General features: G+C 68.5%; 16 protein-coding genes. 6 read left to right on the top strand and 10 right to left on the bottom strand.

Features of this window, described 5'->3' with window-relative positions:
* The first annotated feature begins 8 nt into the window (after positions 1 to 8).
* Positions 9 to 1,676, top strand: a complete 1,668-nt coding sequence (locus I5803_RS21240) for a fibronectin type III domain-containing protein (protein ID WP_196988300.1) — start codon at positions 9 to 11, stop codon at positions 1,674 to 1,676.
* Positions 1,677 to 1,684: 8 nt separating this feature from the next.
* Here the strand turns inward: I5803_RS21240 and I5803_RS21235 are convergent, their stop codons facing one another.
* The 5 genes from I5803_RS21235 to I5803_RS21215 form a co-directional block, all read right to left on the bottom strand.
* A complete protein-coding gene (locus tag I5803_RS21235) occupies positions 1,685 to 2,038 on the bottom strand; it encodes an HVO_A0114 family putative DNA-binding protein (RefSeq protein ID WP_196988299.1) in 354 nt (117 codons plus the stop codon).
* A 1-nt stretch (position 2,039) separates the two neighbouring features.
* Complete coding sequence (locus I5803_RS21230) at positions 2,040 to 2,411, bottom strand: toxin-antitoxin system TumE family protein (RefSeq protein ID WP_196988298.1); 372 nt, start codon at positions 2,409 to 2,411, stop codon at positions 2,040 to 2,042.
* 148 nt (positions 2,412 to 2,559) lie between these two features.
* The gene (locus I5803_RS21225; RefSeq protein WP_196988297.1) at positions 2,560 to 3,531 is read right to left on the bottom strand and encodes a Bug family tripartite tricarboxylate transporter substrate binding protein; all 972 of its coding nucleotides are present in this window, start codon (positions 3,529 to 3,531) and stop codon (positions 2,560 to 2,562) included.
* Positions 3,528 to 3,866 carry an AtuA-related protein gene (locus tag I5803_RS21220; protein WP_354001697.1) on the bottom strand — a complete coding sequence of 113 codons (339 nt, stop codon included), beginning with the start codon at positions 3,864 to 3,866 and terminating at the stop codon, positions 3,528 to 3,530. The genes I5803_RS21225 and I5803_RS21220 overlap by 4 nt, the downstream gene beginning before the upstream one ends.
* The gene (locus tag I5803_RS21215) at positions 3,863 to 5,212 is read right to left on the bottom strand and encodes an acyclic terpene utilization AtuA family protein (RefSeq protein WP_196988296.1); all 1,350 of its coding nucleotides are present in this window, start codon (positions 5,210 to 5,212) and stop codon (positions 3,863 to 3,865) included. The genes I5803_RS21220 and I5803_RS21215 overlap by 4 nt, the downstream gene beginning before the upstream one ends.
* Before the next feature lie 60 nt (positions 5,213 to 5,272).
* On the opposite strand from I5803_RS21215, the gene I5803_RS21210 reads away from it, so the two are divergent.
* Together I5803_RS21210 and I5803_RS21205 are read left to right on the top strand one after the other, a co-directional pair.
* Positions 5,273 to 6,166, top strand: a complete 894-nt coding sequence (locus tag I5803_RS21210; RefSeq protein WP_196988295.1) for a LysR family transcriptional regulator — start codon at positions 5,273 to 5,275, stop codon at positions 6,164 to 6,166.
* Positions 6,167 to 6,302: 136 nt separating this feature from the next.
* Entirely contained in the window at positions 6,303 to 6,803 is a 501-nt protein-coding gene (locus tag I5803_RS21205) for a hypothetical protein (protein ID WP_196988294.1), read from the top strand.
* A gap of 36 nt (positions 6,804 to 6,839) precedes the next feature.
* Here I5803_RS21205 and I5803_RS21200 read toward each other — a convergent pair whose 3' ends face one another.
* The 4 genes from I5803_RS21200 to I5803_RS21185 all read right to left on the bottom strand — a co-directional run bounded on the left by I5803_RS21200 (position 6,840) and on the right by I5803_RS21185 (position 11,847).
* Complete coding sequence (locus I5803_RS21200; protein WP_196988293.1) at positions 6,840 to 7,976, bottom strand: sensor histidine kinase; 1,137 nt, start codon at positions 7,974 to 7,976, stop codon at positions 6,840 to 6,842.
* 30 nt (positions 7,977 to 8,006) lie between these two features.
* Positions 8,007 to 8,663 carry a response regulator gene (locus tag I5803_RS21195; protein ID WP_196988292.1) on the bottom strand — a complete coding sequence of 219 codons (657 nt, stop codon included), beginning with the start codon at positions 8,661 to 8,663 and terminating at the stop codon, positions 8,007 to 8,009.
* 125 nt (positions 8,664 to 8,788) lie between these two features.
* Positions 8,789 to 9,460 carry a DUF1345 domain-containing protein gene (locus I5803_RS21190; RefSeq protein WP_196988291.1) on the bottom strand — a complete coding sequence of 224 codons (672 nt, stop codon included), beginning with the start codon at positions 9,458 to 9,460 and terminating at the stop codon, positions 8,789 to 8,791.
* A complete protein-coding gene (locus tag I5803_RS21185) occupies positions 9,457 to 11,847 on the bottom strand; it encodes a hybrid sensor histidine kinase/response regulator (protein ID WP_196988290.1) in 2,391 nt (796 codons plus the stop codon). Before I5803_RS21185 ends, I5803_RS21190 begins: the two co-directional genes overlap by 4 nt.
* Positions 11,848 to 12,001: 154 nt before the next feature.
* Here I5803_RS21185 and I5803_RS21180 point away from each other — a divergent pair, with 154 nt between their 5' ends.
* From I5803_RS21180 to I5803_RS21170, 3 genes are all read left to right on the top strand, one after another.
* Positions 12,002 to 12,694 (top strand): beta/gamma-crystallin, encoded by a 693-nt coding sequence (locus I5803_RS21180; protein ID WP_196988289.1) that lies wholly within the window; start codon positions 12,002 to 12,004, stop codon positions 12,692 to 12,694.
* Positions 12,695 to 12,771: 77 nt separating this feature from the next.
* Positions 12,772 to 12,984, top strand: a complete 213-nt coding sequence (locus tag I5803_RS21175; RefSeq protein ID WP_196988288.1) for a hypothetical protein — start codon at positions 12,772 to 12,774, stop codon at positions 12,982 to 12,984.
* A 10-nt stretch (positions 12,985 to 12,994) separates the two neighbouring features.
* Positions 12,995 to 14,233, top strand: coding sequence for an anaerobic sulfatase maturase (locus I5803_RS21170; RefSeq protein WP_196988287.1), 1,239 nt, complete (start codon positions 12,995 to 12,997; stop codon positions 14,231 to 14,233).
* Positions 14,234 to 14,236: 3 nt separating this feature from the next.
* Here I5803_RS21170 and I5803_RS21165 read toward each other — a convergent pair whose 3' ends face one another.
* Entirely contained in the window at positions 14,237 to 15,187 is a 951-nt protein-coding gene (locus tag I5803_RS21165) for a sugar-binding transcriptional regulator (protein WP_196988286.1), read from the bottom strand.
* Positions 15,188 to 15,233: the final 46 nt, after the last annotated feature.

Below are 15,233 nucleotides of genomic sequence, written 5' to 3'. Positions count from 1 at the left end.
GCAGTCCCATGAACAAACTCTTCTCCCTTGCCTTGTGCAGCCTCACGCTGTGCGCCGCGCTCTCCGCGTGCGGCGGCGGCGAGGACGCATCCCCCATGCCGTCCCCTGCGCGCGCCGTGCTCGAGGCGTCGAAGTGCGATCCGCAGTCGCTCCTGCAGGGCGAGGCGCACCGGGTCGGCGGCGACTGCGTCCGCGCGACGCCCGCGCTTCGCGCCTCGGTGCGGCCGCTCGCGGAAGGGACGGGCTTCACCGTCGACATGCTGATGAACTGGGCGGAGTCGGCGTATCCCGGCTACTTCGCACCGGGCGGCCAGGAGACGCAGTTCAAGTCGCCCTACCTCTATCGCTACTACCCGGCCACCAACACCTACCTCGGCGTCGCGGAGAGCCAGGTGTATGTGATGGGCCCGCTGAGCCGCGGCGCCATCGCCCATGTGGGCAGCCTTGCGGACTTCAGCTGCGAGGCCGCTCACATCGGGTGCATGGCGCCGGGCGCGCCCACGCTCACGCGCGTGCGCGCGCTCGACAGCTCGGCCAGCGTCGAGTTCACCGCGCCGGCGAGCGCGGGCAGCTCGCCGATCACCGGCTACACGGCGACCTGTGCGCACGGCTTCACGTCGATCTCCTCCGCGTCGGGGCCCGCAAGCCCCATCGTCGTGCCGAACCTCGTCAACGGCCAGGGCTATTCGTGCATCGTGACTGCCGCGAACCAGCAGGGCACGAGCGCGCCGTCCGCGGCGCTGGGCGTCACGCCCGCCGTGCCGCTGTCGACGCAGCAGACGAAGATCCGCCTGGTCAGCGACTACGGCGACTACATCGGCGGCGGCCGCACCTACGAATACACCAGGGCGAATGCGCAGCTGGGCATCTCGGAAGGCGGCGGCCACCTCTCGGTGAACGTGAACGGCGACACCTGGTGGTACGGCAACTTCGTGCTGCCCACGGGCACGACGAAATGGGTGGCAGGCACGACCTACACCGGCCTCACGCGCTACCCGTTCAACGGCGGGGCAGGCGGGCTCGACTGGTCCGGCGACGGCCGCGGCTGCAACACGCTCAAGGCCACGATGACGGTGAACGCGGCGACCTACGACGAAGAAGGCGTGCTCAACGCGATCGCCCTCAGCTTCGTGCAGTATTGCGAAGGCGGACCGAACGCCCTGCGCGGCCAGATCACCTGGGGCGCGGACGACCCGACCACCGTGCCCGGCCCGGTGACACCGGTACCCGCGACGCTCTGGAAGCCCGCCGCAGGCGCGGTGCCCGCGAGCGGCAACTACGTCTACCTGCAAAGCGACTTCGGCGACTACATCGGCGACGGGAAGAACTACACGTACACCAACTTCACGGTCAGCGGTGGCGGCGCGCAGATTGCAGTGGGCGCCAACTCGTCCACCGAATGGTGGACGGGCAACTTCGCGGCGATGACGGGCGTGACGCCGGTGCAGGCGGGTTACTACGGAGACCTGAGCCGCTATCCCTTCCGCAACCCGGCCAAGGGCGGCCTCGAGTGGTCGGGCACCGGCCGCGGCTGCAACACGCTCTCAGGCTGGTTCGCGGTCGACGACATCGCCTACGACGGCGGCTCGCTGGTGCGGCTGTCGCTGCGTTTCGAACAGCACTGCGAGGGCGGGGGCCCGGCCTTGCATGGGCAGGTGAAGTGGAGCAGGCCGTAGCCTGCCGATCAGGCCGTTGCCCATATCTTGAAAGTGGTGGCGTTTGCCACCGGCCGTATCTGCTGGTTCTCCCGCCGCAGCGACACCAAGCCGTAGCGCTCCATGGTCTTGAGCGTTCGCGAGAGGTTTCCGGGCTGCCGCCCCGTGGCCTGCGCCAGCTCTGCCATCGAGTGCGGATCGGTCTCCTCGATCACCTTGAGCAAGGCCCGGTTCGAGTCGCTCAAGACCTCCGCCACCGAGCGCATGGAAGTGAACCAGATCTTGGGCTCACCCGGCTTGGGTTTGTACTCGCCCCTGGCGATGGCTAGCGCCCGCGCACGGATCTTCTCTTGCGACATGACACCGATCACGATCGTCTTCATCTCAGTCTCCTTGGATCGCAGCGGCCACCACCTTGTCCACCTCTGCAAAAAAATCTTCCAACAATCCCTGAGCCGAAGCAAAGGTGTAAGGCACACCCTTGTCGCTTGCACTCCGATGCTTGTGGTCATAGGGCAAGCGCTGGCCGGCGAATTTGAACTTCCCGGGCGGCTTCACCGCATGGGCGTTGTCATAGCCTAGAACCCGCTTCCCGTGCCGGTTATGCAAGGTCAAGCTGTACCGGATCCCATGGGGAACGAACTCCGTCGGATCGATTCGCCTGGCTTCGACCTTCATCCAGAACCCACCTTCCTGTTCGAAAACGCTCCCGTCGAGATCCAGCAATGTGTCGATGGCTCGATCCGGTGGTTTCAAGCGTCTCCCTTATCATCAGCTGATAAGGGATCATATCATCGCGATCACCGGCTTGTCCAGCGGGTGCACGTGCACGCGCGCCTAGTGCAGCAGTTCGCGAGTGCGTTTATGGCCCCTCATGCCTGGACGCAGGAGTGTAAGCAGGGCCCTACTCTTTCTCGATCCCCGCGGCCTTGACGATCTTTCCCCACTTCTGCGATTCCGCCGCCTGGAATTTGCGCAGGTCGTCCGGGCTGCCGGCGAGCGCCTCGAAGCCCACGCTCTGGTAGAAGTTCGTCACCGTGGCGCTCTTGTTCGCCCTGGCCAGGATCTCGTTGAGCCGCGCGACAACAGGCGCAGGCGTTCCGGCGGGTACATAGGCCGCGAACCAGAAGGTGCTCTCGTAGCCCTTCACCGTCTCGGCGATCGTCGGGATTTCCGGTGCGAGCGACGTGCGCTGCGTGGCGGACACGCCCAGGGCCTTGACCTTCCCGCCCTTCACCTGCGGCAGGCCCGTCGCCATGTCGGTGAACATCAGCTGGATCTGCCCGCCGATCAGGTCCGTCACCGCCGGTGGGTTGCTGCGGTAGGGGATGTTCACGATGAACGAGCCCGTCATCTGCTTGAACAGCTCGCCCGCGATGCGGCTGGAGGAACTGCCCGAGCCGAAGGAGAGCTTGCCCGGATTCGCCTTTGCGTACTTCACCAGGTCCGCCACGCTGTTCACCGGCAGGTTGTTGTTGACCACCAGGATCTGGCCGCCCTTGCTGAGGAGCCCGACGGGTTCGAAATCCTTGACCGGGTCGTAGGGCAGCTTCTTGAACAGATGCTCGTTGGCCGCGTGCGTCGTGTTGGTGGTGATGAAGACCGTGTAGCCGTTGTTCGGCGCCTTGGCCGCGGCCTGCGCGCCGATGAAGGCATTCGCGCCGGGCTTGTTGTCGATCACGACCTGCTGCTTCGTCTCCTGCGTCACGCCCTGCCCCAGCGCGCGCGCGAGCTGGTCGGTGGCGCTGCCCGCGGCGAAGGGCACGATGAAGGTGATGGGCTTGTCGGGAAAGGTCTGCGCGCCCGCCGTGGTGGCGGCAAGGCCCGTCGCTGCAAGGGCCGCCAGTGCGAAGCGCCGGGTGAGGGTCGTGGTCATCGTGTTGTCTCCTGTGGATCGTTCGGATGGATGGGCAGTGACAGCAGCAGGCTCGAGAGGCACTTGCCGTGCGTGTCCAGGTTGAGGGAGCCGTTCACGCCGCCATCGAGGACGTCGTCGAGAACGAAATTCATCGCGTGCAGCTTCGGCAGCAGGTAGCGCTTCACGCCGGAGGGGCGCCGGTGCGCGAAGAGCTGCATCACGCGGTCCTCCGTGACCTGCTCCACCAGCGTCGGCCAGTGGCGCGCGTCGTAGGCGATCACCGAGATGCAGGAGCGGTCGCCCTTGTCCCCGGTGCGCGCATGCGCGAGCGTGTGCAGCAGCACGGCGCTCACAGGAAGCTCCAGGCGGGTTGCAGCCACTCGCGCGGCACGAAGCACGAATCGCTCGCGAGCCGCGGCGTGGCCTGGATGCGCACGCCGCCGCCCCCGGCCGGCCCGCAGGTGTAGAGCGCGAGCACCTCGCGCACCACGGCGTCGGCCTCGTCCTTCGACGCGCAAGCCGCCGCGAGCCGAAGACGCACGTCCTCACTCGCGGGGGCGTCGTGGTCGTTCCACCACCGTCCGCCGTCGTCGGCGAAGACGCTGGTCACGCCGACCAAGTCCGCACGCAGCGGCACGGCTCCGTGCCCGAGGTGGCGCAGCCTGTCCCGCACGACGTCGGCAGCCAGGCGCGCGCGCGCCGTGGCGTTGGGCCCCGCATAGGAAATCTCGCCCTCGGCGACCCAGCCGCCTTCGTAGCAGAGCGTCGCCTTGAGCGTCGGCGGCATCGGATGGCCGCGCACGCCGGTGACGCGGACGCGGTCCGCGCCGACCTGCTCGATGTCCGCGTCGCCGATGTCCGCGATGACGTCCGGTGTCAGGTACTGCGCCGGATCGTGCAGCTCGTACAGCAATTGTTCGGTGACGGTCTGCCTGTCGACCCGGCCGCCCGTGTCGGCTGCCTTGGTGATGACGAAGCTGCCATCCGACGCCATCTCGACGATGGGATAGCCCACGTTCGCCAAGCCGGGAACGTCCTTGAACCCCGGGTCCGCGAAGTAGCCGCCTGTGACCTGGGCGCCGCATTCGAGCAGGTGGCCGGCCATGGTGCCGCAGGCGAGGCGGTCCCAGTCGTCCATGCCCCATTTGAAGTGGGCAAGCATGGGCCCCAGGGCGAGCGCGGGATCGGCCACGCGCCCCGTCACGACGACGTCCGCGCCGGCCTGCAGCGCCTGCGCGATCTCGACGGCGCCCAGGTACGCATTGGCGCTGACGAGGGGCTTGCCTTGCAATGCCGCAGGCAGGAGTTCGGCCAGCCGCTCCGGCGCGAGCGATGCGATCAGGTCGTCGCCCTGCACCACCGCCACCTTCAACACCCGCACACCGAGCTGCGCGGCGAGCGCGTGGATGCGCTTCGCGGCGCCCGCCGGGTTCGCCGCGCCGAAGTTGCTCACGATCGGGATGGCGGCTTCCACGCAGTCGCGCAGCACCGGCGTGAGGAAACGCTCGAGCGAGGGCTCCCAGCCGCTGTCGGCGTCCTTGCGGCGGTTGAGCTGCGCGAGCGCGAGCGTGCGTTCGGCGAGCGTCTCGAAGATCAGCACCGAGGGGTGGCCGCCGGCGCGCAGCGTCTTCACCACCGGGACGGCCGCATCCCAGCGGTCCCCGGAGAACCCTGCGCCGCAGCCGATGTGCAAATTCATGGCGCCAGCTTAGGGGCCGGGCACGGATCGGTAAAATGGGAAGATTGGATCGTTTCATCCATGGCATCGATCAATCTCTCCTCGCGCGACCTCGACGCCTTCCTGGCCCTCGCCCACGCGCAGCACTTCACGCGCGCAGCGGAGCGCTGCCACCTGTCGCAAAGCGCGTTCAGCCAGAAGATCGCGCGCATCGAGCAGGTGGCGGGCGTGGCCCTGTTCGAGCGCTCCACGCGCCACGTCACGCTCACGCCCGAGGGCGAGGTCTTCGCGCAGGAGGTCACGCGCATCCAGCAGGACCTGCAGCATGCGGTATCCCACCTGAACGAGCTCGCGACCCGGCGCATCGGCAAGGTGGCCGTCGCCGCGCTGCCTTCCGTCGCGGCAGTGTGGATGCCGAAGGTCATCGCGCGTTACCGCGCCGCCAACCCGAACATCCGCATCGAGCTCTTCGACACGCTGGCCGGCGGCGGCCTCGCGCTGCTGCGCGAGGAACGGGTAGACATGTTCATCACCGCCGGCGGGGACCTGCGCGAGTTCGACGTGACGCCGCTCGTGAACGAGTCCTTCCATCTCGTCTGCCCGGTCACGCATCCGCTCGCGGGCAAGCGCGGCGTCACGCTCGCGCAGTTGAAGGGCCAGGAGATGATCCACCTCGCGCGCAGCAGCAGCGTGCGGCAGCATCTCGAAGCGGCGGGCGCGGCGGCGCAGCCCAACGCACTGGAAGTGGAACACCTCGCCACCGTCGCGGCGCTGGTCGCGCAGGGCCTGGGCGTGAGCGTGGTGCCAGAGCTCACCTTGTTCCACTTCCAGCGGGCCGGCCTCGCGACCGTGCCCGTGCGGGACCGCCGCCTGCGCCGCCCGATCGTCCTGGCGCGGCGCAAGGGAAAGGCCATGTCCGTCGCCGCGAAGGCGATGGTGGAAGAAATCCTGTCGGAAACCAAGCGCAAGGCTTGAAGCGCGCCGCTGCCGCTGTGTCTGCTTCGGACGACGCCGATGTCAGCGTGCGGGCCTGCCCGCGCTGCGCCCTTTCCTAGCCGCCCCGCGCGAACGCGCGCCTAGCCTGTGGTCTTCGCAACAAGGAGATCGACAAATGGATAAAGACAACGACAACATGGGCAAGAAGGCCACCGGCACCGGCGTCGGTGCGCTCGGCGGAGCCGCCCTAGGCGGAGTGGCGGGCGGCGCGACGGCGGGCGCCCTCGCAGGCGGCGTGACGGGTCCCGTGGGTGCCGTGATCGGCGCGGCGGTCGGCGCGGTCGCCGGCGCGGTGATGGGCCGCAAGTCCGCGGACCCGGCCATCGAGGACAGCTACTGGCGCGACAACCACGCGAGCCGCCCTTACGCACGCAAGGACGTCGGCTTCGACGACTACCAGCCGGCGTACCGCGCAGGTGTCGATTCGTTCAACAACAACCCCTCGCGTTCCTTCGATGAAATCGAGCCCGAGCTGGGCCGCGACTGGGGCCGCGCGCGCGGCAACTCGTCGCTGGAATGGGAACACGCCCGCCCCGCGGCGCGCGACGCCTGGAACCGGGTGAAGGACTCGACCGAACGCGCCATCCCCGGCGACTCGGACCACGACGGCAAGTAAGCGTCTTCAGCGCCGCCCTCCTGCCGGGGGGCGGCGTCAGCTTTCCGCGAGGACCGCGAAGCGGGGCATGGTGACCAGGAAGGTCGTGCCCTCGTCTTCGGTGGACTCCACCTGCATCGTGCCCCCGTGCGCCAGCACGATTTCGCGGCAGATGTAGAGGCCGAGCCCCAGTCCGGAAGGTTCGCGCCGCTCACCCCCGTATTCGCTCTGCGAGCCCCGCGTCATCGGCTCGAAGATCCTCACCAGGTCGTCCTGGGGGATCGGCCTGCCTTCGTTGTGCACGGAGAACATCACCTCCTTGTGCGTCGACGACAGGTCCACCGTCACCGTGCCGTCGCGCGCCCCGTAGAGGAACGCGTTGCCCAGCAGGTTGGACAGGAGCTGACCGATCCGCCCCTCGTCCCAGCTGCCGTCGAAGTTGCCCGCGCTGCGCAGCTGCAACGTCCGCGAGGGGAAGCGCACCTGGGTTTCCTGCACCACCTTGAAGAGCTGGTCGGCGAGGTTGCCCGGCGTGCGCTCCACCGGCATCACGCCGTCGGCCTGCGCCCGCGTGAAGTCGACCACCTGCTCGATGATGCTGTTGATGCGCACGGCGCTGTTCAGGATAGGCGATGCGGCTTTCGCGCTGACCTGGCCCGAGCGGATCAGGACCTCCACCGACATCATGATGGTGCCCAGCGGATTGCGGATGTCGTGGCCGAGGATCCCCAGGAACAGGTCGGTGGACTTCTTGGTCTGGCGCATGTAGCGGCCCACCGATTCGGCGATCGACTGGTCGATCGCCTCGTTGAAGCGCGTGAGGTCCCGCAGGTCGTCCGGTGTCGAGCCGCCGCCGTCCGCGGTCCACAGTTTGAGCACGCTCGCGCGCAGCGCACGGTACTCGGTGATCATTGCGTCGACCGCGAAGCCTGCCATCATGCGGAAGTCGGCATGCGTTTCCGCGGCGCTGCGCCCGGGGGCGTGCTCGGCCCGGCCCTTGGACTTCGCCTCCTGCTCGCCCGCCGACTGCGGCGTCGCGAGGTCCTTGGCGATCACGCTCAGAATTTCAGCGGCGTGGTCGCGCAGCGCCTTCTTGTCCAGGGCCTTGCCCTCGTGCGTGACGGTGGCGGCGAAGGCGTCCCACTCCCGCAGGATGTCCTCCGCGTGGTCAGTGAGAAACCGGGATAGGCGCATAAATCTCCGTCAGTTGTTCTGGTGGGCAGCTCAGTCGAGCAGGCCCTTGGCCACCGCGTAGTGCGTGAGCTCGCTGTTGCTTTTCGCGGCCATCTTCTTGAGCAGCACGCTGCGATAGGTGCTTACCGTCTTCGGGCTGAGCGAGAGTGACTGCGCGATCTCCGCGGACGACTCGCCCTTGGCGAAGTGCAGCAGCAACTGGAACTCGCGTTGCGTCAGCTGCTCATGCGGCTCGCCCGCCGGGCCGCCGACCGCCCGGGCCAGCAGTTCGCCGACATCGGGTGTGAGGTAGCGCTCGCCCTTGGCGGTCATGCCGATCGCCTTGATGATTTCCCCGGGCTCGCACTGCTTGCCGAGATAGGCGTTCGCACCCAGGCGCAGCGCATTCACGGCGTAGCGATCGGGCGGGTAGTTCGTGAACACGATGATGCCGAGATCCGGCGCGCGCGCCTTGATCCTGTGCAGCACGTCCAGCGCGCCGGCGCCCGGCATCATGAGGTCGAGCAGCATGACGTCCATGCCGCCCCGCCGAACCATCTCCAGGGCCTCGTTGCCGTTGCCTGCTTCCCCGGCAAGCACCAGGTGCTCCTGCGCGCGGATCTGGCGGGTCAGCGCGTAACGCGTGATTGCGTGGTCGTCCACGATGCCCACCCGTATGGGCCTGTTCGAAGAAATCTGGGGAGTCATGCTGCACCTCGGCGCGGGTGCAACACAGGTCCGTAGCCATCGCCAGAGGCACAAGAAAAGCGATGCGGGTAGAACTCGACTGTATGCCTGAATGGAGCAAAGTCAAGCTGAGCAGTGGGGCCCGCTCACTTTCCCCCGCCCGCCATGCTCGCTGCGATGTTGATGAGGAAGCCCAGGATCGCAAGGTTGAAGAAGAAACTCAGCACCGACTGCCCGAGCACCGTCATGCGCATGCGTGTCGTGTGCACTGCGACGTCCGCCGTCTGAACGGCCGCCGCGATGGTGAAGGCGAAATACATGAAGTCCTGGTAGGACGGCGTCTTCAGCGCATCGGGGAACGCGAGCGGCAGCCGGTGCGAGGGCGACGAGTAATACAGGTGCGCATAGTGGAAGGTGTAGAGCGCGCCCAGCAGCAGCCAGGAACCCACGACCGTCAACACGGTGATGGAATACACGAACACCGGCTGCTCCCCGTTGTCCCGTCCGTGGGCGAGTTCCACCATGATCGCCGCGAGGCTCAGGATGGCGGCGATGCTCATGAGCAACATGAGCCCGACGCTGCTCGCGTCTTCCTGCTTCGCGATCCCGCGCACGCCTTCTGCCGTGCAATGCAGCATCAGCCAGGCCATGGTGGCCAGGTAGGGCCAGACGCCGATGTTCCAGGCCACCAGCACGCGCGAGGTGAAGCTCCAAGCGCCGGGCAGCAGGAAGAAGGCGAGCACGCCCAGCGCCGCCGCGGCGAGCAGGCGCGGGCGGTGCAGCCCCTTGTGACGCAGGCGGCGGAAGAAGGAACTCATGGCAGGCCCGCCAGCAGGTTCTCGACGGCACGGATTTCCACCGGTTTGGTCATGTGCACGTCGAAGCCTGCCGACAGGCTTCTCGCTCTGTCGCCGTCGCTGCCCCAGCCGGTCAGTGCCACCAGGGTGCGCGCGCCGCCGCCGGGCAGCTGGCGCAGCCTGCCGGCGGTCTCGAATCCGTTCATGCCCGGCATCCCGATGTCGAGGAAGATGACCGAGGGTTCATGCCGCGACGCGAGCTCCAGCGCCGCCGGCCCGTCGTGCGCCACCACCACGTCGTGGCCGCCCAGCTTCAGGACCATCGCGAGCGTCGCCGCGGCGTCGCGGTTGTCGTCGACGACCAGCACCTTGCGGTGCAGGGGCACGATCGGCGCGATGGCCTCGCCTGCCGCGGCATCCGCCTGCGGGCCCTGCGCGCGCGGCAGCCAGACGATGAAGCGGCTGCCTTCGCCGGGCCCCGCGCTGTGCGCCGCCACGCGGCCGCCGTGCATCTCCACCAGGCTCTTCACGACGCTCAACCCGATACCGAGCCCGCCCTGCGCGCGTTCGAGGTGCTGCTGCACCTGGGCGAACCGGTCGAACACGCGGTCCAGCATCGCCGGCGGGATGCCGATGCCGGTGTCCTGCACGTCGATGCGCAGCATCTCGCCGTCTTCGGCCGCGTGCAAGGTCACGCGGCCGCCCGAAGGCGTGTACTTGGCCGCGTTGTTCAGCAGGTTCCCCACCACCTGCACCAGCCGCGTCGCGTCGCCCACCACTTGCCAATGCGGGTCCGCGCCCTCCCACTCCAGCGTGTGCCCCTGCGCCTCCATCAGCGGCCGGCTGACGTCCAGGGCCTGCTCCAGGACGGTGTGCAGCGCAACGGGCTCATGGCGCAGCGCGATCTTGCCCTGGCTGATGCGCGCGATGTCCAGCAGGTCGTCGACGAGCCGCACCATGTGGTCGAGCTGGCGCTCCATGATCGCGTGCACCTTCTTCGCCTCGCCGGACGCGTCCGCCGCGCGCCGCAGCACGTGCAGGCCCGTGCGCAGCGGCGCCAGCGGATTGCGCAGCTCGTGCGCGAGGGTCGCGAGGAAGTCGTCCTTCTGCCGGTCCGAGCGGCGCAGCGCCTCGCGCGCCTGCCACAGGTCGGTGATGTCCACGCAGGCGCCCGTCATGGTCTTGGCCCGGCCCGCCGCATCGAGGAAGGTGCGGCCGCGGTCGTAGAGCCAGTGGATCGACCCGTCCGGATACACGACACGGAACTCCATCTCGAAATCGTCGGCGAAATCGCGGCAGCGTTCGCAGCGGCGGATCACTTCGGCGCGGTCGTCCGGGTGCACCAGCGCGATGAATTGCTCGAGGCTGCGCACCCCCTCGCCGGGCCGCAACCCGAAGAGCCGGTCGAGCGCGGCATCCCACCACAGCCGGTTTTCCTGGATGTCCCAGTGGAAGGTGCCGGTGCGGCTGGCTTCCAGCGCCACTTCCATCGCCTGCTCCGAGGCCTTGCGGGCGGTGATGTCGATGGCCGTGCCGTTGGCGCGCACGCAGGCGCCCGAGGCATCGAACAGGCCGCGGCCCTTGGCGGCCACCCAGCGCACGCGCCCGCCGTCGTCGCGGCCGACCGTGCGGAACTCGACGTTGTAGAGCGCGCGGCGCCTCGGGTCGCACGCGGCGGCGAAGGCCGCCATGACGGCCTCGCGGTCCTCCGGGTGCAGCCCGGTGCTGAAGTCGTCCAGCGTGAGGGGCGCGTCGTCGGAGAAGCCGAACATCTCGCGCAGACGCGGCTGCCAGATCAGCGTGCCGTTCAGCACGTCCACGTCCCAGAACGCGATCTCCGCGGCGTCGGTGGCCAGGCGAAGCCGCTCCTCGCTGGCCTGCAGCGCCTGCTGTGCGACGCGGACCGCATCGGCCTCCTGCGCGAGCCGCACCGCGCTCGTGGTCTCGATCGCGGCGCAGAAGATGCCCGCGACCTCGCCGCCGTCGTCCAGCAGCGGCGTATAGGTGAAGCTGAAGTAGCTGGGGCCCTCGATGTCGCGCCCGGCCAGGTGGAAGGGCTGGTCCTGGAAGGAGCGCGACTCGCCGCGCATGACGGCCTCGTTGAGCGGGCGCAGCTCGTCCCAGATTTCGCCCCAGACTTCGGACATCGGTTGGCCGAGCGCCCGGGGATGCTTGGCGCCGAGGATGGAGATATAGCCGTCGTTGTAGAGGGACACGAGGCCGGGCCCCCAGCCGATGAACATCGGCTGCTGCGCGCGCAGCGCGAGGCCCACGGCGGTTTTCAGCGATTGCGGCCAGTCCGCCGGCGCCCCGAGCGCGCTGCCCGACCAGTCGAAGGCCTGGATCAGGGCGCCCATGGCTCCCCCTTCGCGCAGGAAGGCGGGGGCGGGAAGGTCAGCGGTAGGCATGCCACCGAATATAGTCCCCCGCCGGGGCCTCCGGATGGGCAGTTTCCAGTGATCGCTGCCGACGCAGCTCAGCGGTAAAGGACTACATGGCTCATCCGTGGCCCGGGCCATGCTGCGATCTGCCCGCCCCTGGCGGGCTTCAACAGGAGACACCATGAAAATGATCACCAAGACGGCCTTCGCCGCGTGCGCCCTCGTGCTCGGCTCGCAGGCCATGGCCCAGGTCGTGCTGTACGAGGGCGAGGGCTTTCGCGGCCGCTCCGTCGTCGTCGACAAGGACATGCGCAACCTCGACCGCCGCGGCCTGGGCAACAAGGCGAGCTCGATCGTGGTCGAGCGCGGGCGCTGGGAAGTGTGCCCGCAGCCGCGCTTCGAAGGCCGCTGCGCCGTGCTGCGCAAAGGCAACTACCCCACCCTGCGCGGAACGGGCCTGGACGAGAACATCTCCTCCATCCGCAAGGCGAGCGAGGGACGCCGTTACGACAACGAGCCGCAGGCGGCCGCGGGCGAGGACTACAAGTTCCGCCGCCGCGGCGGCGAGCGCACGAGCGAAGTGCCGGTGACGTCGGTGCGCGCCATCATGGGCCCGCCGAACCAGCGCTGCTGGGTCGACCGCCAGGCCGCACCGGCACCCGTGGACCCGGCCGCGGCGCTGATCGCGGGCGTGCTCGGCTACCAGGTGGGACCGCCGCCGCAGACCATCCAGCGCTGCACCACCGTGCAAGGCAGGCCCGACCATTACGAAGTCACCTACAACTTCCGCGGCTCGCCCCGCACCGTGCAAATGGCCGCGCCACCTGCCACCGACCGCGTCGTCGTGAACGAACGCGGCGAGCCGCGGATGTAGGCTGCGCGACGGCGCCGACGCCCAACACGCGCGAACGGCCTACACGCGCGTCCCATGCGGCAGGTGACCCTGTCCGCATGGAGACGCAAGAACACAAGCGAAACGACAAGCCCGAAGTCGCCGGGCGCCCGACAGCCGGCGGCGGCGGGCGCTCGCCCACGTACGCGCCCCTGGACAGCGTGACGAGGGAAGAGGCGCGGATCTTCCGCCAGTCGATTCCGGCGCAACCCATCACGCGCGACTTCCTGCAGGAACTGCTCGACGAGCATTACGCCACCCGCAAGCCCTGACAATAGGGGGATGCAAGCGACGCAGTCCCCCTTCCACCTGTTGGCCAAACCCGCGGGCGCGGCCTGCAACCTCGGCTGCAAGTACTGCTTTTTCCTCTCCAAGGAAAACCTGTACGCCGAGCGCGAGAGCCCCCTCATGGACGACGCGGTGCTGGACGCTTACCTGCGCGGGTTGGTGCAGTCTTCCCCCGGCGCGCAAGTGAACGTCGCCTGGCAGGGCGGCGAACCGATGCTGCGCGGGCTGGACTTCTACCGCCGCGCGGTCGGGCTGGCGGAGAAACACCGGCAACCCCACCAGCGCATCCTGCACACGATGCAGACCAACGGCACGCTGATCGATGACGAGTGGGCGGCCTTCTTCAGGCAGCACGATTTCCTCGTCGGCCTGAGCATCGACGGGCCGCGCGAGATGCACGACGCCTACCGCATCGACAAGCAGGGCGCGGGCAGCTTCGACGACGTCGTCCGCGGCTGGAACCTACTGCGCCGCCATGGCGTCGACACCAACGTGCTGTGCACGCTCCACGCCGCGAACCAGGACCATCCGCTGGAGGTGTACCGGTTCTTCCGCGACGAGCTGCAGGCGCGGTACATCCAGCTGATCCCGATCGTGGAGCGCGCCACCGAGCAGACGATCTCCTTCGCCAACGGCGGCTGGGGCGGCAATCGCGGCAAGGACCGCCCGCTGTACCGGCAGGAAGGCTCGCTGGTGACCGATCGCACGGTGTCGGCCGACGCGTTCGGCCGCTTCCTCGTCGCGGTGTTCGACGAATGGATCCGGCGCGACGTCGGCAGGGTGTTCGTGACGACCTTCGACGTCGCGCTCGGCAGCTGGCTGGGGGAGCACACGTCCTGTGTCGTCTCACCCACCTGCGGGGATGCGCTCGCGATGGAGCACAACGGCGACGTCTACTCCTGCGACCACTACATCGAGCCGGGCTACAAGCTGGGCAACGTGAAGGACACGCCGCTGCGCGCCCTCGTGGACTCGGAGCAGCAGCGGCGCTTCGGCAACGCGAAGTCGGACACGCTGCCCCGGTACTGCAAAGAGTGCCCGGTGCAGTTCGCCTGCTACGGCGAATGCCCGCGCAATCGCTTCATCGACACGCCCGATGGCGAACCGGGCCTGAATTACCTGTGCGCCGGCTACAAGGCCTTCTTCCAGCACATCGACGCGCCGATGAAGGCCATGGCCCGGCTCGTGCGCGAGGGCGGCTTCGCGGAAGACATCATGCTGGAGAAGCTGTAGCGCTCAGGCCTTCGCATAGAGGCGCAGCGCCTGCGCGGCGGTGTCTTCATCGCACACCAGCACCTTGACCAGGCCGGCACGCAGCACCGCGGCGATGATGGCCGCCTTGTTCGGCCCGCCGGAGGCCACGACGACCGTCGGGATCTTCGCGAGCACGTCGAGCGCGGGAGAGATGGCGCGCTTGTTGAGCGGGTGCGCCACCGGCTTGCCCGTGGCGTCGAGGAACTGTCCCACGATGTCCCCCACCGCGTTCGCGCGCTTCAGGCTCGCGATGGTCACGTCCTTCGGCAGGCCGTAGCGCACCAGCAGCGACCGCTCGCTGATGTCGCCCACGCTCAGCAGCGCCACGTCGTTGGCCGCCATCTCGGCGAAGGACTCGCGAAAGACATCCTGGGAGACCAGCGTGTCGCGCGACTTCTGCGAGCCCGCGTAGAGCGGCGCGGCCAGGTAGCTGCAACGCGCGCCCAGGCGCGCGGCCAGCGCGGCGGCCGTCTCGAAGGTGTTGATCTCCAGCCCGCGCGTGAGGCCGCCCATCATCGAATTCACGTTGATGCCGGGCCACTGCCCGGGCTTGACGAAGCGGATCGCCTCGCGCAGCGTCGCGCCCCAGCCGACGCCGATGCCCTGCACGCGCCGCGTCTCGAGGTGGCGCGACAGGAATTCGCCCGCGGCGCGGCCCAGCAGCGCGGGGATCAGCGCCGGGTCCTGCGGCGTCGGGACGATGGCGGCGTCCTGCAGGCCGCAGATGCGCTTCAAGTCGCCCTCCAGCTGCAGGCAACACGCCAGGCGCGAATTGATGGTGATGCCCACCAGTCCGCTCGCGCGCGCTTCCCCCAGCAACCGGTTCACGCGAAGGCGCGTGAGCCCGAGTTGCTCCGCGACGCGGTCCTGCGTGAGCCCTTCCATGTAGTAGAGCCACGCAGCGCGCACGACGACCTGATCGTCTTCTTCCATCCGCGCCCTTTCCTCTCGGTATTTGCCCTCATGGTAACGCGCTGGA

This window comes from Caenimonas aquaedulcis, assembly GCF_015831345.1.
Lineage (GTDB): Bacteria > Pseudomonadota > Gammaproteobacteria > Burkholderiales > Burkholderiaceae_C > Ramlibacter > Ramlibacter aquaedulcis.
This window is presented reverse-complemented; position numbering and strand designations above follow the sequence as displayed.